Source organism: Clostridium kluyveri (assembly GCF_001902295.1).
GTDB classification, from domain to species: Bacteria; Bacillota; Clostridia; order Clostridiales; family Clostridiaceae; genus Clostridium_B; species Clostridium_B kluyveri_B.
Map to the genome: position 1 here is coordinate 4,158,697 of NZ_CP018335.1, position 26,031 is coordinate 4,184,727.

Sequence of the window (26,031 nt, forward strand, 5' to 3'; positions counted from 1 at the left end):
CAATAAAAATAGCTTAGGAAACTACAATGCCCTTTTTAAGGGATCATTACATATAAACCTTTTTCAATAAAATTAGCATTCATATTTTCAAGATTGGCCATTACAATAAGCTGCTCAATTGTTGCATAATCTCTTATATTTCCTTTTAAATCCGAATTCTCATAGCGCCACTGTTTTGCAGTTTTTCCAAACAGGGCCATATTCAACATATCTGCCTCATTTGCATATGTAAATCCTATTTGCTTATTTGTTAAATCGTTAGAAATTAGATTTTCTTTTATAGCATCTGTATGTATCTTATAATTTACTTTAGAAAGCACACGATTTACATTCCACTCAAGAGATAACCTACTGTTTTCATCTTGTTTTAATCTTTGATAGTCCTTAATTATATAAAGTTTAAATTCTGGTGAAATCCATGAAGCAAATTCAAAAGCAATATCCTTATGGGCATATGTTCCACCGTACCTACCTGATTTTGAAACAATACCAATTGCATCTGTTGCTGATACCCATTTTTGTGGTGACAATACAAATACATTAGAACCAACTTGATTTTTAAACTGGTCGAATTCGACCAGTTTAAAATCTGGATTGTTCATCTTCTCCCACAATCCTAAAAATTCTATAGTACTTCTACTTCTTAACCAATTTTTAACTATATCGGCAGGATACTCCGGATTTTTATGTTTTGCAATATCAGTTAAGCTTATATAATCATCTTTGTTTCCTTTTGAAACAACAGAAATATTTGTTCCATTTGCATGTATAGTTTCTTTATACTCTTTCTCTTTAGGCATTAATTCCACCTCGCTTCTTGCCATTTAATTAATATTATTTTATCATATAGCTAATTAACTTGTCTTATTTTGTCTTAAAAATTTATCATGTGTTTTTCTCACACTATCTCCCGATGCATATAGACTAATACTTGCTACAACTTACGCTGTTCCCAAGCAAATGTAAGAAAGTGAAAATCTCACCTTCCTATTACCAACAAATCTAAATTTTTACACCTAAAATCTTCAATTGTTCATTAATCTCTGCTTCAAGTTCCGCAATTTCCTTATTATCTTGTTCTAACTGCTTATTTACTTCTTCCAAATCAATTAGAGCTTCTTCTTCAAAAGTGTCAACATAACGTGGAATGTTCAAGTTAAACTCATTTTCCTTGATTTCCTCAATTGATGCCACATGAGCATATTTATCAACATCTTTACGTTCTTTAAACGTATTGATGATTTTATGTATATTTTCATTATTTAAGTTATTTTGATTCTTACCCTTTTCAAAATCATTACTTGCATCAATGAATAATATATCTTTCGTTTTACGATTCTTCTTGAATACTAAAATTGTTGTTGGAATACTAGTTCCATAGAATAAGTTAGCTGGCAAACCAATAACCGTATCAAGATAATTTTTCCCAATCAGAGTTTGACGAATTTTACCTTCTGATGCACCACGAAATAGCACGCCGTGAGGCAAAACAATAGCCATTGTGCCAGTGTTGTTTAAATGATATATACTGTGCAAGATAAATGCATAATCCGCTTTTGAAGCTGGTGCTAATTTCCCATAATCGCTAAAGCGTGGATCTTTTAATTTTGTTTCATCATTATCCCATTTTGCAGAATATGGTGGATTTGCAACCACTGCATCAAAACTGCGTGGGTGGTCAATCCCTTTTCCGTCTGGTCCATCTGGCCAATCACTTTCCAAAGTATCAGCATTATTTAGTGTCATATTATTATAAGGTACATCATGCATCATCAAGTTCATACGAGCCAAGTTATAAGTTGTCGTATTCAACTCTTGACCAAAGTACTTCACAGGACTACCATTAGGCAATTCTTGTCCAACAGTAAGTAGTAAGGAACCTGATCCCATTGTGGGGTCATATACATTGAAGAATTCATCTGATTTTTCTACACCGTTAGTAACTACTTTAGCTAAAATTTTACTTACTTGATGAGGTGTATAGAATTCTCCACCTTTTTTACCAGCACTTGCAGCAAATTGACCAATTAAATATTCATAGATTTCGCCTAAAATATCTTTTCCATCATCTCCCTTGTATTCAATTCCATCAACTAACTTAACTATATTGTTAAGTGATTTTGCACGTTCATTTGTAGAACTTCCAAGACGTGAATCTCCCAAGTTAATATCGTTGAATATACCACGAAAATCTTTCACCGCTTCTTTATTTAATTCCGCGTTTTTATTAAAGTTATCGAAAATAGTTTGATAGTCACTAGGAATAACTTGTGCATCATTAATTTTATTAGTCAAAGATTCCCATGTATCATTTGGGGCAATTGCATACCCCAAACTTAATGAAATATCTTGTAAATAGTCATCTAAATCTGCACCTATTGCTTGTTTTAGGTAAGCATCATTAATAGATTCTCGCCCTGCAACATCAATAACATTGTTTCCCACCAAATACTTCTCTTGATGTTCCGAAAGGTATCGATAAAACATAAATGCTAAGATATAGTTTTTGTACTCTGATGCATCCATTGTGCCGCGCAGTTCATTTGCCATAGCCCAAAGTTTACTTGTAATTGTTTGTAGATTATTACTCATTGTTTTTATTTCCTTTCTCTTTTCAGCTTATTTTATACAAACATCTGTTGTAGTAATGCTTTCTTTTGTTCTTGCAAGTGATTTAACTTACGTTGATGAAGGATGATAAAATCGTCAAATTGTTTAAAGAACTCCCCAATTTTTTTCTGTTCTTCATAACTTGGTAACACTACTTTAATAGTATAAAATTCAGAATGATTCAAATCTGGTATTGTAGACGTTCCTGCTCTAGATAAAATTTCTTTTTGTATACAGACTATATTTAAAAGATAATACAAAAACATTTTGTCATACTTTGAATGATTGAAATCAATCTTAAAAAAGTTATTATGATAGGCACCACTCACATTTGTAACTATTTTCCCAGTGTTTCCCGTTCTAGTCATTAATATATCATCTTTTGTTGCTACTACATTTTTAAGTGGATTTTTAATGTAATATTTTTTATCGCTTTTAGGATTTAGAAATTCATTTGTAATATAAAAGTATTTACTACCATCTATATTTTCTGTATATCTTTTACTTATTGCAATCTGTAGCCCTTGTGATAATTTTGTAAAATCTTCAAACTTACGCTGTTCCCAAGGGTCAGTAAATCCTGGGAAACGAAGTTCTGGAAAATCTTCGCCATTTTTGGGGAACATTTTTTGTAACAAACTTTTCTTCTTATCTTGCAAGTGATTTAACTTACGCTGATGAAGGGTGATAAGGTTGTCGAGGTCCTTGAAAAAGGTGCCAATTTTACTCTGCTCTTCTTCATTTTCAGGAATACTAATTACTAAATCTTTAACAATGTTCCCAGATAAATTTCCTTGTCCACCTTGTAAATAAGTATTGACTATTAAGTTTCTTTGTTTTCTTAGCCACTGAGCAATAAAATAACAATTATATTTTGGACTTGGTTTGATTGCTAAGATTGCTTGGTTAATAGCCCCATTCATATGTGATATTCCTACTTCACCGCTAGTTGCACCATAAAGGGCGTACAAAATATCTCCCTTCTTTACTTCTTTAGCTGATGAATTTTGCAATCCTTCTTCTGTTAAAAATAATTCTGTTGAATAAGCATTTATTTCACCTGATCTAATAAATGGAATGGTACCTCCATAATATGTTTTATTTCTTACACTTGGCGTGCCTCCAGAATAACATTCTGTTATATCTCCTAACTTACACTGTTCCCAAGGGTCAGTGAATCCTGGAAACCTTATTTTAGGTACATTCGCTTTATCTTTATCCATTTTATCTCCTATCTTAACTGTCAATTGATAGTCGGCAGTTCAATAATTAATTTTAAAGTGTTATTAGATATAAATTAGCTTTCAGCCTGTTCATCCGCTAATTTATAAATTGCTTCACGCAAACTATTACGATACTTGATTTTAGACAAAGATTGTATCCCTTCATTATGTGCTAACGTCTTATAATCCACGCTTGCTTGGGCAATTATATCTCGAATTTGACCAGTATCATCTAAATCTTGTAAGCCATAACGATGATGACTAAACAATTCACGCATCTGAACACTTGTGATAATATCTGTAATTCCCCACTTCACTCGAAAATCCAGGAACATTCTATCAAGGCTGACATTGTTAGCCGCTTGAATAATTTGTTCACTATCTCTCAATTTTACTGGATATTTAAAATTAGAACCTTCTGGCGGAAAATGTCCTTTGATAATAGCAGTTGCTGCATTCATAACCTTCGCAGCGTAATTTCTGTCTTCCAAACCAGTGGCAAATTGATCAATTTTCTCTTTCGTAGCTTGCGCTTCTTGGCTCTTGCCCTCATGCACTTGGTTTAATAATTGTTCCACCAATTCAGTTAAATAATCATAATCTATTTTCACATCCTTGATATGAGTCATTCTTAACTCAATTTGATAAAAAGGAATTTTCTTTTCTTTTGATATATGTTGTTTAAGCTCATTGGTTAAAACTGTAGTAAGCATAACTTCTTCTTCACTAGTCATGCCTAATTTTTCAACTAACTCATCAGGATTGTCGTAATTGAAACCTACTGTATTTCCATCAACTTCTTCAGGGGTATATTGTTTTAATTTAGCCATACCAGCATTATAATCACGCAACAAATCAAGCATATATTCTTTTTGCTTCTCAGAAGGTGGTAATTGTTGAAACTCATTAGTTAAGCTGTCTAATTTCTCAACAACCTCTTTAACTTCATTAAATACATCTTCAAAAGATTTAGCTATAATACCATCTTTTTGGTTAGATTTACGTTGCTCATTTTCTGATAAAATTGCGGAATCTTTATTAGCATAAATTGCGAGAGCTTCATTCATCAATTTCTCATTTTGAGCAGGCCAACGATAATTTACAATATGCCCCCAAGGTTTTTCTTGCGTATCAGCAATACGATTTGTTCTTGAATAGGCTTGAATAAGTCCAGCCCCTTTAAGTGTTCTATCTACATAAAGTGTATTAAGTTCTGGTGCATCAAATCCGGTCAAAAGCTGATCTACCACAATCACAATATCTAAGAATTTCTTATCTGTAGCAGTTTTATTCAAACGACTAGTAACATCTTGTGTATATCCATCTACATCATCCATACCAAAGCTTGTACCGAATTCTTTGTTATAGACCTTGATAGCATCATGCAAACCTTGATTGGTGGCAAGCATACTATCATTATTAGATGAGTTTTGACTAAATGTAACTGCCACTTTTAATGCTTGTCCGCCATTCTTCTTATTCTCACCGTTTACTCGTTGAAATTCATTGAAATACATCATTGCCATTGGAATACTTACTTTTCCACCACCAACATGAGTAGTAAAGAGGGCGTTATACTTACCTTCATTTGAACGATTTCGCCAGTTCTTGAAAATATCTTCAACTACTAACTTAATATGATCTGGATTTTCATCATAGAAGCTTGGTTCAACCGCATCATCCATGTCTTCTTGACTTATATTATTAATCTTCTTTTGAATCTGTTCTTCAGTCCACTTCGGATAACGTTCTCTATAGAAATTTGGCAGATATTTTAATTTCATTTGTTTTTCATCAATGGTTGTTTCAAAATCCACTTTAAAGCCCAAAACATTTCTATCTGCAATTGCTTCACGAATAGTATATGCATGTAACAATGGTCCAAAAATATCTTCTGTTCGCAAACCACTAGTAGTTTCATCAAACATGGGCGTTCCTGTATAACCAATCCAAGCAGATTTTCTAAACGCCTTTTGTATCTTTGCAAAACTTTCGCCACCAGTTGAACGGTGTGCCTCATCCACAATAAATACAATATTTTTATCAGGTGCTTTAAAAGATTTACGTTTCACTAAGGTATCAAGCTTTTGAACAGAGGTAACAATAATACTATTATCTTTACTTTTTAGTTTACGGCTCAAATCATTAGTATTATTAGTATCTTGAACGCTGCCAATAACATCTTCACCAGCATCTGGATCATAGGCCCTATAATTTTCATTTGTTTGTTTCGTTAAAGCAATTCTATCCACTACGAAGACAACTTTATCAACTTTCGGCATGCGGCTTGCAAGCCATGCTGTTTTAAAACTAGTTATAGTTTTACCAGAACCAGTAGTATGCCAGATATAACCTACTTTATTTGTGCCCAGTTCAAAATCAACTTGCTTTAAATTTTCAATTACATTCTGAGTCGCATATACTTGATATGGACGCATTACCTTTAACATTTGTTTGTTTTTTGTGCCATCCAAAATCATATAATTAGTAGCCATTTGATGTGCCATTGGAATACTCAACATTAAATCTGCAAACTCCTTCCAATTACGCACAATGGTATTATCACTTTTACGCTGCCAGTTAAAAGCAAAGTCCTTATTGAACTTATCCGATGTGGTATTCGCCATATATTTCACGTTATTTGGCGTAATTGCCACCAATATTTGTAGAGTGGAAAAAATATCACGATATTGGTTTTCTTCGGAATATTGATGCATTTGATTTAGTGCTTCATTGACATCATGTGTATCACGTTTTTCTTCAATTTGTATGATAGGTAAACCATTAATAAGAAGTGTTGTATCAAAACGACGATTTTGTTTCCCAGTGATAATTGCAGGGCGTTCAATTTGATTGACCACTTGATACACTGTATCTCCAGCACCAATTTGTTTTTGATCGAAAACCGTTAAAAACACGTGACGACCGTCATCTAAATCAATTTCGATTTGCGATACACCATTAAGTCCATATAAAAATTGTCCAGCTTCATATGGTATTTGAATACCAGATATAATCTTTTTAACTTGATTAAATTCCACAGTACTTAGTGGATGATCAAGTGTATTTTGATTGTGCCTCTCAAGAATCTCTTTAAAGTTATCCCAAAGTTTTTCTGTAGTTTTAATTTTTGGTTCATACTTCCACAGCTTTGTTTTTACACTGTAATCAACAGATTTTTCACTAATCACAAAGTCACTGATTCCTTCTAAACGTTCAGGTTTAGTTATGGTTCCACTGGTAATATATTGTATTAATTCAGTTTCAAATTGAGGTTCATTCATCTCTTCATTGCCTCCTCTAACTTGGATAATCTGATTTTTGTTTCAAGTTCTGCTGCCCTATTTCTAAGAGTTTGCAGCCTTAACTGACTAAAATAGACTTGTCCTATAATTTTTTGCTTATCTATGGAAGGTATTTTAGGTATTTCAAGCTCTTTAAGTTGCTTGAGAGTATACTTTAAAACTTGTGAACCTTGCAGTCCCAGCATAAATTGTTTTTTGATTGTTTTGTTTTCATTAATGAGATAAACCAAAAACTTTGAATCAATGTTTTTGCCAGGCAATAATTTAACGTAGTTTTGCGTATAAAGGTATCCCTGGTGCTCTTTTCTTATCATCGTTGCAATTCCCGTGATTAAACTAAACACCACATCACCCTGGCATAAAGTATTTACTTTATCATTAGTTCTAACTTGCTTATTATGCACATCGTTTGAAGTAACGCCTACTAAATCATCTGTTAAATCTGTTTGACTATAATAAGTAAAAACAGGTGTTTTCTCATCAAACGCTTCAGTAATCCTAAATTGAGGTGTTCCACTTACTAACCTAACCAATTCATTCAACTTTTTCATAAAATATTGTGCCTTTCTAAAATTAACTTTATTTACTATAATATAATCATAGCACAAAAGGAATTTTATTGCAACTATCAAAAATGTAATTTTAAAAAATTACATTTTTAAATTTTTTCACTAATTACTCTCGCTAAAAAGTAAACACCCTTGCACCCTTTTACACACTTCTAGTACATTTTTACTATTAGGTCTTAATTTTAATGAAATAATTTAGTCTAACCAACTTATTAATTTTAACAAAAAACGATGAAAGCCACTGATTTCAGTGACTTTTTATTGTATCAAAATTTTAGTTCTTATTTGATGGAGGCAAGGGGTATTATACTTGCTGTTTCCTACCCGTATCACTAAATATATAAAGTTTTTACCACCTACTAATTGCAGCTATACCAATGCCTCTAGCTGTCTTTACTTTTAAGCTTAACTACCGTCTCTACATGACTTGTTTGCGGAAACATATCTACAGGTTGTACCTTTTCAACCCTATACTGGAAATTCCTTAAAATAGCTAAATCTCTTGCAAGAGTTGCAGGATCACAGGATACATAAACTATTGTCCTTGGCTTCATATCCGCAATGGAATGAAGAAGTGCTTCCTCACATCCTTTCCTAGGAGGATCTACTACCACTACATCTGCTTTTATCCCTTTTTTTATAAGTTCTGGTATTACCTTTTCCGACTTCCCCACTATAAATTCCACATTGTCTATGCCATTTTCTATGGCATTCATATTGGCATTTTCTATGGCCTGGGGAATTATTTCTACTCCATAAACTTTTTTAGCTTTCTGTGACAAAAATAGAGATATGGTTCCAGTTCCACAATATGCATCAAATACAACTTCACTTCCGGTTAATCCCGCATACTCCAATACCTTGTTGTAAAGTACCTCTGTCTGCACAGGATTTACTTGAAAAAATGACAATGGGGATATGCTAAATTTAAATTTTCCAATATAATCATTTATGGTGTCCCGTCCCCAAAGAGTTATACACTCTTTTCCCATTATTACATTAGTTCTATCCCTGTTTATATTTTGTACTATGCTTTTTATGCCAGATACATTTCTAGTTATTATTTCTATAAATTCTTTCTTATAAGGTAAATGAGCCACAGCTGTTACTATTACCAGCATAATTTCACCTGTAGTAAAGGCTTCCCTTATCATTATATGTTTTAGGATCCCTTTACCATCTTTTTCATTATAAGGCTCAATATTATATTTTTCAATCCACTGTCTAGTTAGCTTAACTATTTTATCAGAAATTTCACTCTGTATGAAACAACTGCTCATATTGATTATCTCATGAGTTTTCTTTGCATAAAATCCTATATTTATGCCATCCTTTGATCTGCCTATCGGCAATTGTACTTTATTTCTGTACCTATAAGGATTTTCCATGCCTATAGTATGATATAAATTTGTCACGGCTTCATGTTGGTGAATACTTTGTTCTCCTGAAATTACTTGAAGCTTACCTATTCTCTCCAAACAATCTTTAACTCTATTTTCCTTAAAAAATAGTTGTCCATTATAGGATACGTGCTGAAGCTGACACCCGCCACACCTTTTATATATGCTGCAGGTAGGAGTTGCCCTGTACTTAGAAGCTTCAGCTACTTCCATTAATTTGCCAAAAGCAAAATTTTTATTTACCTTTACAGCTTTTACTCTGACTTTTTCCCCTTGGATGGCTCCAGGTACAAAAATTGTAAAGCCCTCTATTTTTCCTACTCCCTCTCCTTGATACCCCATTCCATCTATAGTTAAAACATATTCTTTATTCTTATCTATTTTATTTGCCATAAATTCACCTACCAAAAAAAATTGCACCTGTAAAGGTGCTTAAATATGGAATCAGTTGTCTCTTAATTTCCCATCATATAATTTTAACCATATATTTCTGTAATATACAATAAATTTATGTAAATTTTTAATGAACATTTTTTACATTATATTGGCTCTGCCATTATACACTATTCCTCTTATAATATCCATAGTTATAAATGTACCTGTTTTCAATATTTCAGTGGCTCCTCCAGCTCCACAGATAATAGGTATTTCCCTTGTAAGACATTCAATAGCAAGATGAGAAGTTAATCCCCCATTTTCAGCTATAATCCCTGAAACCCTATCCAATACATCCATATATTCTATATCTAAATCTTTAACTACTAAAATATCCCCATCTTCTATTATCTCCTTGGCATCCTTAGGATTATAAACTATTTTTGCATTTCCATAACCAGGTCTAACTCCTGACCCTCTCCCTTGAACTAATATATCTCCAACTATATGAACTTTTAACATATTAGTAGTGCCAGAATAACTAACCGGTATGCCTGCTGCTATAATTACTAGATCTCCTTTTTTAACATAGCCACTTTCTAATGCTATCTTAACTGAATCTTCTATTAATTCATCCGTAGAATCCACCCTTTTAGTAAGTATGGGAAATACCCCCCAATTTAATGCAAGCCTTCTTGCCACTTTACCGCTCGGAGTTACAGCTATAATATGACATTGTGGTCTATACTTTGAAACCATTCTAGCCGTATGTCCGCTCTGTGTAGCAGTTATTATAGCAGAAGCTTTCAATTCCGAAGCAGTGCTGCAGGTAGCAAGGCTTATAGCATTTGGTACATTCTGTATATGAACTTCCCTCCTTTTTTTCAATAAGGAATCATAGTCGATTTTTTCTTCTGCTGCCTGGGCTATTCTTGACATAGTCCGTGCTGCTTCTACAGGGTATTTTCCATTGGCAGTTTCACCACTTAACATTATGGCATCTGTTCCATCAAATATGGCATTGGCTATATCTGATGCTTCAGCCCTAGTAGGTCTTGGATTCCTTATCATAGAATCAAGCATTTGAGTTGCAGTTATAACCGGTTTACCTGCTTTATTACACTTTTGTATTATAGTTTTTTGTATTAAAGGTACCTGTTCTATGAGAATTTCCACTCCCATATCTCCTCTTGCCACCATTATTCCATCAGAAAATTTTATTATTTCGTCTATATTATCAACACCTTCTTGATTTTCAATCTTAGAGAATATCTGTATGTCTTGTCCTCCATTTGCCTCCAGTACCTTTCTTATGGCAAGTATATCAGAGGCTTTTCTTATAAAAGATGCCGCTATCATATCTACGCCAATTTTGCATCCAAATATCAAATCCCCTTTATCCTTTTCTGTTAATGCCGGCAGTGAAGTAGAAACTCCCGGTACATTCACCCCCTTATGATTACTGATTGTTCCATTATTTTTAACTATGCAGTATATTTTATTATCTTCAATATCATCCACTTCCAAGGCAACCAATCCATCATCAATTAATATACTGTCTCCTTTTTTCAAGTCATTACCTAACCCATCATAAGTTATGGAGCATTTAGTATTATCCCCTATAATGTTATTTCCACAGTAGATGGTAAATTTATCTCCCTCTTTTAGCTGAACTTTCCCATCTTCAAAGTCCCCTGTTCTTATTTCAGGTCCTTTGGTATCCAGCATAATTGCTATAGGTTTACTGTACTTTTCTCTGAGCTTCTTCACTGTATTTATTCTCTTCTCATGACTTGGATAGTCACCATGAGAAAAATTGTGTCTGGTTACATTCATGCCAGCTTCAATAAGTTTTGATAAAACTTCTTCTGAATCACTGGTGGGTCCAATTGTAAAAATCATTTTAGTTTTTTGCATAATTCCCATACTCTCCTTATACAAAATTTATTTTTATCACTATCATAATGCCATCATGCCAATGCTTCTGCTATTTCATATAGTTTCTCATCAAATGTTCTTGGCATATTTAAGGCCTCATCTATGTTTAAATCAATAATCTTTTCCTCTTTAATGCCAATAACTCGTGAGGTTTTTCCCTCTTCCAATAGCTCAACTGCTCTATATCCAAACCTCGAAGCCAATATTCTATCCCTGCAAGTAGGACTGCCTCCTCGCTGAATATGTCCTAATTTTGTAGCTCTAGCTTCTATTCCAGTAACATACTGTATCTTTTGGGCTAAGGCTTCTCCTCCTCCTATACCTTCTGCTAACACTATCAAATTATGCACTTTACCATTTAGCTTTGCCTCCAGTACATTTTTACACAATTCTTCTTCTTCATATCCCTTTTCTGGTATAATTATATTTTCAGCTCCACCGGCAAGTCCTGCATAAAGAGCTATATCTCCGCAATTTCTTCCCATAACTTCTACAATACTTACCCTTTGATGGGCCGTGGAAGTATCTCTCAACTTATTAATTGCATCTAAAACTGTATTTGTTGCCGTATCAAATCCTATGGTAAAGTCTGTATATGCCATGTCATTATCTATAGTTCCCGGTATTCCAATAGTAGATATGCCCAATTTGGATAATTCCTGAGCTCCCTTGAAGGAGCCATCTCCACCTATTACTATCAATCCATCTACTTGAAACTTTTCCAGTATACCTACAGCTATTTTTTTGCCTTTATCTGTTTTAAACTCTTCTGATCTAGCAGTCTTTAATATAGTACCTCCCCGCTGTATAATATCTGCCACACTTTCTCTTTCCATAGGTACTACTTCTCCATTCATGAGTCCCCTATATCCTCTTTCTATCCCCAGTATATTGAAATCTTTATCCAGAGCAGTCCTTACAACTGCTCTTATGGCAGCATTCATACCTGGTGCATCTCCCCCACTAGTTAACACAGCTATTTTTTTCATACACAAACCTCCCATAATTACAGGGAATCAAATATCCCTGCCAACTTAAAGCAAATTTCTATCCAATCTATTAATTTTATTTATACCACACTTATGTATTTTTTACCATAAAATAATTAATCCTGCTCAATTTGTACTTATACACGAAAAAAGTTTTCTTTAATATTTTGTTTACTTTACAATAAAATATACAAATTTCATCTTATATAATTTTTACATTGTTATCTCCAAATCTTTTTCTCAATATACTCATAAGATCCGGATCAGATTTTATCCACAGATCCCTATCTAATCTGAATTTTTTTCTCTCCTTTTGTGTACATAAATACACCGGAACACTTCCACTAAAATTTATAAGTAAAGGTTTCACTTCTTTCAATGTATTTTTTATATCCTGCTGTTCTTTAATTAATATATAAAGTTTTTCTGTATCTATTCTCATAAGAGGTTCTACAATTTCACAGATCAATTTAGGCTGTTCCTCTTCTCTAATGCTTATTCTGCCCTTTACTAAAATCATGGAATCATCATAAATTAGACTTTTAAATTTGTGAAAAGTTTTAGAGAATATTATTATTTCCATAATCCCATATAAATCTTCTAATCTGGCAAAAGCCATCATGTCATTATTCTTAGTAACCTTTCTAGATACCTGTGATAATATTCCTCCAACTATAACCTTATCTCCATCTCTTACTCTGGATTCTTCTATGAAACTTTCTTCTAATGTCTCCCGGGTTATTATATCTGATATTTTAGTATCTGTCTGTAATTTTAAAGTTTTCTCATACTCATCTAAAGGATGACCTGAAAGATATAAACCCGTCATTTCCTTTTCCATGGACAGCATATCTCTTTTCATGAATTCTTTTATAGAGGGATATTGTATTTCTATACTGCTATCCTTTATCTGGGAAAAAAGACTTATCTGTCCTTTTATATTTTTTTTCCTTGAATTTATGACACTGTCAATTATCTTTTCATATACTAAACTTAATTGTGAACGATATTTTCCAAAGCAATCAAAAGCCCCTGCCTTAATTAAGCTTTCCACCACTCTTTTATTTATTGATTGTATCTCTATACTACTACAAAAATCCACTAAATCTTTAAATTTACCATGTTTTAATCTAGATTTAACTATACTGTCTATTATATTTTCCCCAACATTTTTTACAGCAGACAATCCAAATCTTATTCTGCCATCTTCTACTGTAAATTTTGCATAACTTTCATTAATACTAGGAGGTAGTACTTCTATTCCAATCCCTTTTGCAAACCTTATATAATACGCTACCTTTTCACTATCGCCTTTTACACTGTTTAACATTGCTGCTGTGAATTCTGTAGGATAATAACGCATTAGGTATGCTGTCTGAAATGCCACTACAGCATAAGCAGCAGCATGTGATTTGTTAAATGCATAGGATGCAAAATCTATCATGGAATCAAATATATCATTGGCAGTCTTTTCAGATATGCCATTTTTTATACATCCCGGTACTTCTACTTTTCCATTTTCATCTACTATTCCATATACAAAGTTACGCCTTTCCTCTTCCATAACATGGTGTTTTTTCTTAGACATTGCACGTCTTACCAGATCACTTCTTCCCATGGAGTAACCTGCCAGATCTCTTACAATCTGCATTACCTGTTCTTGATACACCATGCATCCATAAGTAACAGATAGTATATGCTCAAGCTGGGGGGTTACATAATTAATTTCATGAATACTATTCTTATTTTTAATATATTTTGGTATTTCAGCCATAGGTCCCGGTCTATAAAGGCTGATTCCGGCTATTATATCCTCCAAAGAATCTGGTTTCAATTCTTTCATGAAAGAGGTCATTCCCGGAGATTCAAGTTGAAAAACTCCTACAGTTTTTCCCTGTCCTATCATATCATACACTGCTTTATCATCATAATCTATGTTATCTAAATCAATGCTTTTTCCTTTATTTTCTTTAATCATGGTTAGGGCATCCCTTAAAACTGTCAAAGTTCTAAGCCCTAAAAAGTCCATTTTTAAGAGGCCAAGTTCCTCTAAGGTATTCATAGTGAATTGAGTTACTATATTGCCTTCATTTTTCTGAAGGGGCACATAATTTACCAGAGGTTTTGAAGCTATAACCACTCCTGCCGCATGGGTAGAGGTATGTCTTGGAAGTCCTTCAAGCGCTCTTGCCACATCTATTAACTCCTTAGTTCTAGGTTCCTCTTCATAGGCCTCTTTAAGTTCAGAATTAATTTCAAGGGCTTTATCTATAGTTATATTTAACATTGTGGGAATCATTTTAGCTATTCTATCTACCTCTCCATAAGGGTAATTCATTGCCCTTCCCACATCTCTTATACATGCTCTGGCAGCCATGGTTCCAAAAGTTACAATTTGTGATACATTGTCTTTACCATACTTTTCCACTACATAGTCTATGACTTCCCCTCTTCTCTCATAACAAAAATCACTATCGATATCCGGCATGGATATTCTCTCTGGATTCAAAAAGCGTTCAAATATCAGGTTATACTTTATTGGATCTACTTTAGTAATTCCAAGGGTATATGCGACTATTGAGCCAGCTCCGCTGCCCCTACCCGGTCCTGTCATAATTCCATTTTGTACGGCAAAACTTATAAAATCCCAAACTATTAAAAAATAATCTACATATCCCATTTTCTTTATTATATCTAATTCATATTCCAGTCTATTTATTAAATTGTCATCTATATTCTTATATCTTTTTTTAAGTCCTTTATAACACAGTTCTTTCATATACTCATAAGGGTCTATACCTTCTTCAAGAGGAAACTTAGGTAGTTTTGAATTGTGAAACTCATAGTCAAAACTGCACTGGCCTGCTATTTTAACTGTGTTTTCCAGAGCTTCCGGCACATAAGAGAATATTTCATACATTTGTTCTGGAGATTTTAAATAAAATTCGTCTGAAGGATATCTCATCCTCTGTTCTTCGTCCACAGTTTTCCCTGTCTGTATACAAAGCAAAACATCATGAGACCTATAATCCTCTTTTCTTATATAGTGCACATCATTTGTTGCAACTAAAGGAATATTAAGTTCCTTTGACATGGATATCAGTTCCTGGTTTATTTTTAGTTGTTCTTCTATACCATGATATTGAAGTTCAAGGTAAAATCCTTCTCTAAATATCTTTTTGTAAAGAAGAGCTATTTCCTTAGCTGTCTTTATATTATCTTTCAGTATATTTGCCTGTATTTCACCACCCATGCAGGCACTTAATGCTATTAACCCTTCACTATGTTCCCTTAGATAGTCATGGTCTACTCTTGGTTTATAATAAAATCCTTCAATAGAAGCTGTAGAAACTATTTTCATCAAATTTTTATATCCCTCTTTATTTTTTACCAGAAGCACTAAGTGATAATTCTCATTTTCCCCATTATTTTGTTTTACATACATAGACTTTTGGGATACATATATTTCACACCCTATTATAGGTTTAATTCCCTGCGCTTTAGCTTCTTTATAGAACTCCACACAACCATACATACTCCCATGATCTGTTATAGCAATGCTGTCCATCTCTAATTCCTTAGCTCTGGCTATGAGTTCTGAAATTTTGGCTGAAGAATCTAAGAGAGAGTACTCTGTATGCTGATGCAGACTTACCCATTTATATTTTTTATCACCCATTTAAAATATTCTTCCTCCTTTTTTATAAAATTATTTGTAAATTATGACATTTTTTCTACAGTCTTCGGATAAAAAATAACCGGCCATCACGCCAGTCTACCTCCCATCAAAGCTTTATAAAATATATTATTTTCTTATTATCCTTGCAGATAAAATAGATTTTCCGGCTATATTCTTATTATTAAACATATTTACCTCTACCTTGCAGTGATTTATTCCAAGGTCTATTACATCAATATATATTTCAATCTGATTATCTATTTGTACAGGTTTTATAAAATATGTGCTTATACTGTCCACTACCAACATATTGGCATTACTTTTCTGTCTTAAAGTCACAATGGCCATAGTAGACAAAATCATATTTAAAGAACTCCATGAAGCTGTTCCTATATCATTTAACATCTCTGGAGTTATCTTTCCTATAAAACAAAATTTATTATCCCTTACCTGACACTGAAATTTCTTCAATATCAGATCTTCTAATGTCTCTCCTACTTGAGGCTGTCTTGCCATATAATGAAGTGCTTTTATTATATCTTTTTTAGTTATAATTCCTATGAGTTTTTTATGATTTACCACTGGAAATACTTCCAATCCTTTTAAATCCATCATATGGGCTGCATAGGCCACTGTAGTTTTGGGTTTTACTACAATAGGCTCTTTATGCATTATCTTACTTAAAGCTTCATTATCTGAATTACAACTTAACAGATCCTCTGAAGATACAATTCCTATTACTCTTTTTTTGTCATCTATCACAGGATATATTTTATAATTAACTTTTTCCATAACTTTTTTCCATACATGCACCGTATCTGTATCCTTAAGATAACAAGGATCACCCTGCATTATATCTTCCACAAGAACTATTTCTTTTTTTATCAAATTTTCTGAAAGTGCTCTATTTATCATACTTGCCACTGTAAAGGTATCATAATTTGCAGATATTATTGGAAGACATTTCCTGTTTGCCAATTTCCTTGTTTCACTGCTGCATTTGAAACCTCCTGTTATAAGAACTCCTGCCCCATTTAAAAGGGCAAGTTTTTGAACGTCCTCTCTGTTACCTGTTATAACCAGACAGTCTTTTTCTATATACTGCTTCATAGTGTCTATGGTCATGGCTCCTATTATGAAATGATGTAATATCTTATATATTCCATCTTTTCCCCCAAGCAAATTTCCATCTATAATATTTATAACATCCCCATAAGTTAATTTTTCTATATTTTTCTTTTCAACCTTTTCTATCCTTACGGTTCCCACTCTAGGAATGGTAGTAACTATACCAAGATCAGCAGAATGTTTTATGGCTCTATATACGGTTCCATGACTAACACCCAATTCACTGGCTACACTCCTAACTGAAATTCTGGTCCCAGCTTTTAATGAAAGTATATATTTCATTAGCTTTTCATGTTTTGACATTCAACAAGTTCCTACCTTTCTTTTCTTAGTTCCTCCGCTATTTTTTCAATTCTTCTCAATCTATGATTTACCCCGGATTTACCTACTTTTGGGGTCAGCATTTCACCCAACTCTTTTAAGGATTCATCTGGATATTTTAATCTTAATTGTGCAATTTCTTTTAAATTAGTAGGAAGTCTATTTAGTCCTATTTCTCTTTGTATAAGTTTTATACTTTCAGATTGTCTTACAGATGCATTTACAGTTTTACTTAAATTTGCAGTTTCACAATTTACAAGCCTATTAACATTATTTCTCATTTCCTTTATTATTCTTATGTTCTCCAATTCAAGAAGAGAAGAATGAGCTCCTATTATATTTAATAAATCTACTATTTGTTCTCCCTCTTTAATGTAAATTATAAAACTATTTTTTCTCTGTATTACTTTAGAATTTAACCCATATCCATTTATAAGTCTACTCAATTCCTTAGCATATTCATTGTTATGGGTAACAAATTCAAGATGATAGGTTTTTTCTGGGTTGCTGATACTGCCCCCTCCTAAAAAAGCCCCTTTGATATAGGCTCTTTTAAGCTGTTCACTTTCCATAATATTTTTAGGTATACTGTAATCTAAAGAAAAAACACCCTCTTCTTCTTTTAAAATCCCCACTTTTTTAAGTAAGGATTTTACATCCATATTTTCCGTTATCATTATCATATAAACATTATTCTTCTTAAAGGAATTATTCTTTTTAACAAGTATTTTGGTATGTATATTAAACTTATCCTTTAATATTCTAAATATAAGTCTAGCAGTAGCAGCATTTTCAGTAATTATTTTAAAATTAAACTGTTTATTTGCACCTAAAAGCAGGGTTCCGCTCACTTTCATTATTGCAGATAATTCTGCCACCGCTTCCCTTTCACTAATAATTTTATATCTACAAATTTCATTTTTTACTTTCAATGAAAATGACATGTCTCTCTCCCACTTACTTTTTATTTTCTTTTAATCTCTCTGACAAATAGAAATATTCTATTCTCTTCTTTCTATCATACAAAAGCTTTTTATCCATAATAGTTTCTATTAGTATGGATGCTAATTTTTCAGAGTTATGCCTTATTAAACCATTTTTAATACTTATAAAATCTCCTTCAATAACTTTTACGCCTAAAGAAGATATATTATCATCATTTATCTTTACCAAATGGGATTCTTCTTCTTTGTATTTCCCTTCTAATTCTACATCTATCTTTCCCACATTAACAATAACATAATCCATTATATCATTTCCTACATGCTTAAAAATAGTACTTATATGATCCTCTACAGAAAATCCATCTGTTTCTCCCGGCTGTGTCATTATATTTGAAACATACAGTCTTATAGCTGGGGTTTTTCTTACTGCATTTGCTATATCTTTTACCAAAAGGTTCGGGATTACACTGGTATAAAGACTTCCCGGCCCCAATATTATGGCATCTGCTTCTAATATGGCATCCACTGCTTCCCTTAAAGCCCTGGCATTTTCAGGTTCTATAAATATTTTATCTATACAGGTATTTTGAACAGTAGCCTGATAGGGAATATTGGATTCTCCAGATACTACAGTGCCATTCTTTAATCTTGCCTTTAAGACCAAATTATCTAAGGTAACTGGCATTACTCTTCCTGTTACTGCAAGTACAGAACTCATTTTATGAACGGCCTCTTCAAAGTTTCCTGATATGCCATCCATAGCTGCTAGAAATAAATTGCCAAAACTCTGATTTTTCAACCTTCCATTTTTAAATCTATACTGTAAAAGTTCTTCCATAAGAGGTTCCGTATCTGCAAGAGCCATTATACAATTTCTTATATCTCCAGGGGGAAGCATTCCAAGATCCTCTCTAAGATCTCCAGACCCCCCTCCATCATCTGCCACAGTAACTATAGCTGTTATATTTGAAGTATAATACTTAAGACCTCTAAGCATAGTAGAAAGACCAGTGCCTCCCCCTATGGCAACAATTTTAGGACCTTTGATTAATAAACGTTTCTCATATATTAAATTTTCTAACTTTTTAGAATCTAAAGATACACTCAAATATCCTTTATTTATAAGGGCTATTATAGATCTCATTCCCTGAGTTACAGAAATATATACTACAAAAATTCCTGATGCCATCAAAAATACATAAAAAGATATATAATAATAACTATACAATCTTCTATTTATAAACTCAATTACTCCAAATATTATAAAAAGTACCCCCATAGCCCCCAACATAACCCATCTTTTAACCTTAATGCCAGGTCTAAACCAATCTATAATCTTCATAGCTTTTTACCACCTTTAATATCTTCTTCTATATCCCTGTGGTCTATATTCACTCTATGGCCATTATTTTTTAATCTGTTATAAATAGTGTTTGCAATGGTTACAGAACGGTGTCTTCCCCCTGTACATCCTATAGATACAATAAGCTGTCTTTTACCTTCCTTCAAATAATTTGGTATTAGAAATTCAAGTATATCCTCCAATTTATCTATAAACTCAACAGTTTCCTTAAAGTCCATTATATAGTCAACTACAATTTTATCTCTGCCGGAATGCTTTTTAAGTTCAGGAATGTAGAAAGGATTAGGTAGAAATCTCACATCAAATACCAGATCCGAATCAACAGGTATGCCATATTTAAATCCGAAAGAAAGCACGGTAACTATCAATTGAGTCTCCATTTGGCCTTCTTCGGAATATATCCTCGTTATCTCTTCCCTGAGTTCTCTTGTTGCCAATTTAGATGTATCTATTATGTTATCTGACCTATCTTTTATTTCTCTAAGTCTATTTCTTTCCATAAGTATTCCGTTTAAAATTCTGCCATCAGGTGCCAGAGGGTGTTTTCTTCTAGATTCTTTAAATCTTTTAATCAATACTTCATCTGAAGCATCTAAAAATAATATTTCATATTTATATCCTTGTTTTTGTAGATAATTTAAACTTTCAAATATATCATCAAAAAACTGTCCTCCTCTTATATCTATAACAAGTGCTATCTTATCAATTTTTCCATCAGTTTGATAACAGGCCTCTGCAAATTTAGGTATTAGTGTAGGAGGCAAATTATCTACACAAAAAAATCCTAAATCTTCTAAATTTCTTATAGCTTGAGTTTTTCCTGCTCCTGACAATCCTGTTACTATAACAAATCTCACAGTTACATCCCTCCATGAGCAATATTTTATTTAGTCATATCAAATTCACAATTATAGTACATATTTATTTCTTAATTATAACATACCAAGCTGCTACGATAAAATATAACTAAAAAGGAGAATCCAGTGCAGTATACACTAATCCTCCAGCTTTAATGTCTTACCTTTACCTAGTCTTCCCCTATAATTCTAACTTCAGTATATAAATCTATATCAAAGTTTTGCCTTACCCTATCCTGTACAATAGATATTAAAGTCAAAATATCTTTTGCAGTAGCATTTCCTTTGTTTATTATAAAACCTGAGTGCTTTTCAGATACCTGTGCATCTCCTACACTTTCTCCTTTTAAGCCACTGTCTTCTATGAGCTTCGCAGCAAAATGTCCCTGGGGTCTTTTAAAAGTGCTTCCTGCTGAAGCATACTCCAAAGGTTGTTTTTCATTTCTTCTTCTGCTTAAGTCTTCTATACGATTCATTATATTTTCTTTATCGCCTTTTTCCAGATTGAATGTAACTTCTAAAATGGTATATCCATTTTTTAATATAGAACTCATTCTATATCCAAGTTCCATTTCTTCTCTATTAAGTACTATAATTTCTCCACTATTGCATATAACTTTAGCACTTTCTATTACATTTGAAATTTCTCCATTATAGGCGCCTGCATTCATAGTGACTGCACCACCTACGCTTCCTGGTATTCCACAGGCAAACTCAAATCCTGTTAAACAATTTTCTAATGCTGTAGTTGAAATATCCTTTAATGATACACCACTTTCTGTAATAATTTTATTTCCTTTAACTTGAATTTTGTTTAACTTTACGAGCTTGATCATTGCTCCCCTTATACCACCATCTTTTACCAGCAAATTAGAGCCATTTCCCATTATATAATAAGGCATATTTTCTTTTTTACATAATTTCACCACATCTACTACCTGGTTAAAATTTTTAGGGGTAAGTAATATATCTACAGGTCCTCCTACTTTAAATGAAGTATGTTCTTTCATGGGCTCATCTATTTTTATGTCCTCTATATCCAATATCTCTCTTAACTTTATAGCAAAATCTTCAAACTTATTCATCGTAAATATTCTCCTCGAAAATTAAAATTATGTACTATACTCAGTATAATGTATGTATAATTCTTAATCAATATTTAGATATACTCCTTCTAAAATTAGCAATATAATAACTGCTGCATTATTTAATTTATAATTTTCATATTTATTTAATACCACTAATTATAATATATTGCCATATAAAACTAAATTGGTTTAACTTTTATATCCTCTAAAATAAGAAATTATACTTTCTGCTGTACGCATATCTATAGAGGGGGTATTTATAAGCTCCTCTATACTTGCTTTTTTTATATTTTCTACACTTAAAAATCTCTTTAAAAGCTCTTTTCTTCTTTTAACTCCTACATTGGGTATATCCTCTAATACAGAATGAAGTACCCTCTTACTTCTAAGACTTCTATGATAAGTGACAGCAAATCTATGAACTTCATCCTGTATTCGGGTAATGAGTTTAATTATATTAGAGTTCCTATTCAATGGCATTTCTTCATTTTTATAAACAAGTCCCCTAGTTCTATGTTTGTCGTCCTTTACCATGCCGCATACAGTTATATCTATGTTAAATTCTTTTAATACCTCAAGAGCTGCACTTACTTGAATTTTTCCTCCATCCATAAGAATCAAATCAGGAAAAAAGCTAAATTTTCCTGCACTAAACTCCAATTCCTTTTCTTTTATTCTCTTTATTTCTTCCATACCATTTTGGAACCTTCTTCTTAGGATCTCTTTCATGCTCTCATAATCATTGGCCCCTTTTACCCCATTAATTTTGAATCTCCTATAATCGTTATGCTTTGGCCTTCCATTTTCAAAGACCACCATGGTACCTACAGAATCTACCCCCTGAATATTAGATACATCATAGGCTTCTATCCTATGCGGTATATCATCCAGATTAAGTATTTCCATAAGTTCTTCCAGAGACGTTTCATACATTTTTTTATCTTGAATGAATTTTAATTTAAAGTTCTGTAAAGTGGTCCTAGCATTTTTTTCTACTAAATTTAAAATTGCCTTTTTATCGCCTTTTTGGGGTATTCTAATATGTACCTTAGAATTCTTTTTAATACTAAGCCAATCTTCTAATAATTGAACATCATAAATTTCCGGTACATATATGGTTTTTGCTATATATGCTGTACCTCCATAAAATTCCTTAATAAAGTTTGCTATTATTTCTCCCTTAGGAAGATCCTGCGTATCTTCTATAATAAAATGTTCTCTTCCTATTATTTTTCCCGTTCTTGAGAAAAACACTTGAATACAACTATCTTTTTCATCAGAGTGTATATTTATAAAATCTTCATCTTCAAAACCGCCAGTGGTTATTTTTTGTTTTTCAATAATCTTTTCTAACGCAAAAATCTTGTCTCTCAGTTCCGCTGCCTTCTCAAATTCCATATTTTGAGATGAAGCATCCATATCCTCTTTTAGTTTTTTAATTATATCTTTGTTCTTTCCTGATAAGAAATCCATAACTCCTGATATAATTTTCCCATATTCTTCTTTACTGATATGACCAGTACACGGTGCCTTGCACAATCCTATATGATAATTTAGACAAGGTCTACCTTTTACATCTCCTGTTTTTATGTTAAGCCTGCAGTTCCTTATAGGAAATATCTTCTTTATAACCTCCATGGTTTCATAAACTGCCCCCGTACTTATATAGGGTCCAAAGTATTTTGCCCCGTCTTTTATCTTATTTCTGGCACATATTATCCTTGGAAAATCTTCATTTAGAGTTATCTTTATAAGTGGATATATTTTATCATCTTTTAACAATATATTGTATCTGGGTCTATATTTTTTTATTAAATTACACTCTAATACAAGGGCTTCCATCTCAGAATCTGTAACTATATACTCAAACTCTGAAATATGTTTAACCATTGTTCTTACTTTTTCAGAATGATTTTTAGACTTCTGAAAATATTGTCTAACCCTATTTTTTAAGACCTTTGCCTTTCCTACATATATTACTTCTCCTAAAGAATTTTTCATTAAATATACTCCAGGTTTATCCGGCAATATTTTTAACTGCTGCTCAAAATCAAACACTAAATTCACTCCTAAGATTATTTATATATAACTGGAAGTTTATATATAGTAAATAAAAGCCCGAATATCATTAAAAGTTCTTCTATGGTACAACCAATTTTAGAATTAGTCTTGTAAGTTAAAGGCATCTTGAATTTTTTATTTTTAAAAGGATAAAACAATGGTACTCCTCTATCTGTAATCATATCACATAATAGGTGCATGCCATAACCTATAATAAAATAATATACTAAATAATGTAAATTATACATATTCCCTAAATATCCTATAATAAAGGAAAACATTATCATGCCTGTTAAACTATGAGTTAGTCCGTTTCTGTGAGTAGATAAAGCTATTATAAAAAATGATATACCAATGGCCTTAATTACGGGCTCCCCTTTATATAAATAATCGTACCAAAGTAATATTGTTCCTAAACAACTATAAAAAACAATTTTAGTAAGCTTATTTCTAAAAGGAAGTATATATTTATTTATTATACTTTTTGGATGATCTATATCTGGGAGTATGGATGCAAATATAACTACAAAAATACCAATATAGTTAAACTTTCCGGGAAGTATATCATAAACAGATAAAAAAGTAACTACTCCAACACCTGCATGAGTTTTACCCTTCATATTTTCTCCTTTAAAAACAATTATAATATCAAATTTCCATTTAACGACTTTTTAAGTACCTATATTATAACATTAAATTCAGAGAAACTTTATCTTTTGCTTCGAAATTTCCCGATAAAAATTTAAATTTTAACTATTTTCGAAGTGCAGTCCTTATCACCTCTGATGCTATAGAAGCAGCTAGTTTTCCTCCTTGTCCTCCATTCTCTACAATCACCGCCACTGCTACCTGGGGATCCTCATAAGGCGCAAATCCTATAAACCAGGCATGTGGAGCGGAATTTTTCCCTTGTGATTCATTATCTGCTGTTCCAGTTTTTCCTGCCACTTCCACTCCTTCTACAGAAGCATTGGTTCCTGTTCCTGATTCTACTACAGATCTCATCACATCTTTCATAGTAGCAGCTACATCTGAAGAAATTATCTGACCTACTTGTTCTGGTTGTATATTCTTTACTTCCTCTCCCTGACTATTTGTTACATCACTTACCAGATGAGGTTTCATCAAAACTCCGCCATTTGCTATAACACTTGTAACCACTGCCATTTGAAGGGGACTTGCCAAATCGCTGCTCTGTCCTATGGCACTCTGGGCTATACTTCCTTTTTCATAAGATTTCAATTCAGGAAATTTACTAGGTTCTACTGGTATACCGTCTGCAGGAATTTCCTTATTAAAGAAAAATTTTTCTGCAGTTTGTTTTAATTTTTCATTCCCAAGTTCAAGACCTAGAGAGCCAAAATATACATTACTAGAATGAGTATATGCATCTTTAAAATTAATACTCCCTAAAACTTCCCCTTGAAAATTATGAAGAGTATAATCCCCTCCTATATATAACTCTCCGGTATCCTGAAAATACCTTCCCTGAATTCCACTTATATTTTCTAAAGCACTTATGGCAGTTATGGTTTTAAAAGTAGATCCTGGTGGATAAAGTCCTGCTGTAACCCTATTTATGAGAGGTCTATTTTCGTCTTTATTCAACTGCTCCCAAGTACTTCCTAAATCATTTGGATCAAAAGATGGTTTTGATACCATGGCTATTACCTCTCCAGTTTTAGGATTTAATACCACTACTGCTCCTTTGTTATCTCCCAATAAATCATAAGCTGCTTTCTGTGTCTCTAAATCCAAAGTTGTTTTTAAATTATTACCAACTTTTTTTTGAGTTTTTCCTTTATTCTCAATGAGGCTTTTTATACTATCCTTAATATTTGTAGACATTAATTCTTCATCATACTTTCTTTCAAGTCCTGTAATTCCATACTTGATGTCTACATAGCCTAGTGCATGGGCAAACATTGCACCTCCGGTGTATTCTCTTTTTTGATTTTCTTGATCTATAGGTTCACTTTTAGTGAGAGCATTCCCATTCCTATCATATATAGTTCCTCTAAGCACCTCATTCCTCTTTATCCATAATCTTCTGTTATAAGCATTATTGACTATATTAGGTCCAATGGCCATCTCAAAATAAGTCATATAAGAAATGAGTGCTATGAAACATATTAAAAAAACCATCATTACCTTTTTTATATTATTCAATATGTCATTCAT

The 26,031-nt window shown here is 32.7% G+C and carries 17 protein-coding genes; all 17 read right to left on the bottom strand.

Annotation, left to right across the window (positions count from 1 at the left end; genetic code table 11):
* Positions 1-35 precede the first annotated feature (35 nt).
* The 17 genes from BS101_RS20420 to BS101_RS20500 all read right to left on the bottom strand — a co-directional run bounded on the left by BS101_RS20420 (position 36) and on the right by BS101_RS20500 (position 26,031).
* Complete coding sequence (locus BS101_RS20420) at positions 36-824, bottom strand: KilA-N domain-containing protein (RefSeq protein WP_242951347.1); 789 nt, start codon at positions 822-824, stop codon at positions 36-38.
* 178 nt (positions 825-1,002) lie between these two features.
* Entirely contained in the window at positions 1,003-2,592 is a 1,590-nt protein-coding gene (locus tag BS101_RS20425) for a type I restriction-modification system subunit M (protein ID WP_073540498.1), read from the bottom strand.
* Between the two features lie 32 nt (positions 2,593-2,624).
* Complete coding sequence (locus BS101_RS20430) at positions 2,625-3,833, bottom strand: restriction endonuclease subunit S (RefSeq protein WP_073540500.1); 1,209 nt, start codon at positions 3,831-3,833, stop codon at positions 2,625-2,627.
* Between the two features lie 74 nt (positions 3,834-3,907).
* A complete protein-coding gene (locus tag BS101_RS20435; protein WP_073540502.1) occupies positions 3,908-7,117 on the bottom strand; it encodes a type I restriction endonuclease subunit R in 3,210 nt (1,069 codons plus the stop codon).
* Positions 7,114-7,689 (bottom strand): restriction endonuclease subunit S, encoded by a 576-nt coding sequence (locus BS101_RS20440; protein WP_073540504.1) that lies wholly within the window; start codon positions 7,687-7,689, stop codon positions 7,114-7,116. The genes BS101_RS20435 and BS101_RS20440 overlap by 4 nt, the downstream gene beginning before the upstream one ends.
* 401 nt (positions 7,690-8,090) lie before the next feature.
* On the bottom strand, positions 8,091-9,500 hold the full coding sequence (rlmD, locus tag BS101_RS20445) for a 23S rRNA (uracil(1939)-C(5))-methyltransferase RlmD (RefSeq protein ID WP_073541446.1): 1,410 nt from the start codon (positions 9,498-9,500) through the stop codon (positions 8,091-8,093).
* 141 nt (positions 9,501-9,641) lie between these two features.
* On the bottom strand, positions 9,642-11,399 hold the full coding sequence (gene pyk / locus BS101_RS20450) for a pyruvate kinase (protein WP_073540506.1): 1,758 nt from the start codon (positions 11,397-11,399) through the stop codon (positions 9,642-9,644).
* Between the two features lie 53 nt (positions 11,400-11,452).
* Positions 11,453-12,409, bottom strand: a complete 957-nt coding sequence (gene pfkA, locus BS101_RS20455; protein ID WP_073540508.1) for a 6-phosphofructokinase — start codon at positions 12,407-12,409, stop codon at positions 11,453-11,455.
* 202 nt (positions 12,410-12,611) lie between these two features.
* A complete protein-coding gene (locus BS101_RS20460; protein WP_073540510.1) occupies positions 12,612-16,088 on the bottom strand; it encodes a DNA polymerase III subunit alpha in 3,477 nt (1,158 codons plus the stop codon).
* A 126-nt stretch (positions 16,089-16,214) separates the two neighbouring features.
* Positions 16,215-17,519 (bottom strand): DRTGG domain-containing protein, encoded by a 1,305-nt coding sequence (locus BS101_RS20465; RefSeq protein WP_073540520.1) that lies wholly within the window; start codon positions 17,517-17,519, stop codon positions 16,215-16,217.
* 11 nt (positions 17,520-17,530) lie between these two features.
* The gene (whiA, locus tag BS101_RS20470) at positions 17,531-18,481 is read right to left on the bottom strand and encodes a DNA-binding protein WhiA (protein WP_073540521.1); all 951 of its coding nucleotides are present in this window, start codon (positions 18,479-18,481) and stop codon (positions 17,531-17,533) included.
* Between the two features lie 13 nt (positions 18,482-18,494).
* Positions 18,495-19,823 (bottom strand): gluconeogenesis factor YvcK family protein, encoded by a 1,329-nt coding sequence (locus tag BS101_RS20475; RefSeq protein ID WP_073540523.1) that lies wholly within the window; start codon positions 19,821-19,823, stop codon positions 18,495-18,497.
* Positions 19,820-20,701 (bottom strand): RNase adapter RapZ, encoded by an 882-nt coding sequence (gene rapZ / locus BS101_RS20480; RefSeq protein ID WP_073540525.1) that lies wholly within the window; start codon positions 20,699-20,701, stop codon positions 19,820-19,822. The genes BS101_RS20475 and rapZ overlap by 4 nt, the downstream gene beginning before the upstream one ends.
* Before the next feature lie 170 nt (positions 20,702-20,871).
* Positions 20,872-21,786: a UDP-N-acetylmuramate dehydrogenase gene (gene murB, locus BS101_RS20485; RefSeq protein WP_073540527.1), complete on the bottom strand. Its 915-nt coding sequence runs from the start codon at positions 21,784-21,786 to the stop codon at positions 20,872-20,874.
* 192 nt (positions 21,787-21,978) lie between these two features.
* Positions 21,979-23,847: an excinuclease ABC subunit UvrC gene (gene uvrC, locus BS101_RS20490; protein WP_073540529.1), complete on the bottom strand. Its 1,869-nt coding sequence runs from the start codon at positions 23,845-23,847 to the stop codon at positions 21,979-21,981.
* A gap of 17 nt (positions 23,848-23,864) precedes the next feature.
* Entirely contained in the window at positions 23,865-24,470 is a 606-nt protein-coding gene (locus tag BS101_RS20495; RefSeq protein WP_073540531.1) for a metal-dependent hydrolase, read from the bottom strand.
* A 133-nt stretch (positions 24,471-24,603) separates the two neighbouring features.
* Entirely contained in the window at positions 24,604-26,031 is a 1,428-nt protein-coding gene (locus BS101_RS20500) for a peptidoglycan D,D-transpeptidase FtsI family protein (RefSeq protein WP_073540533.1), read from the bottom strand.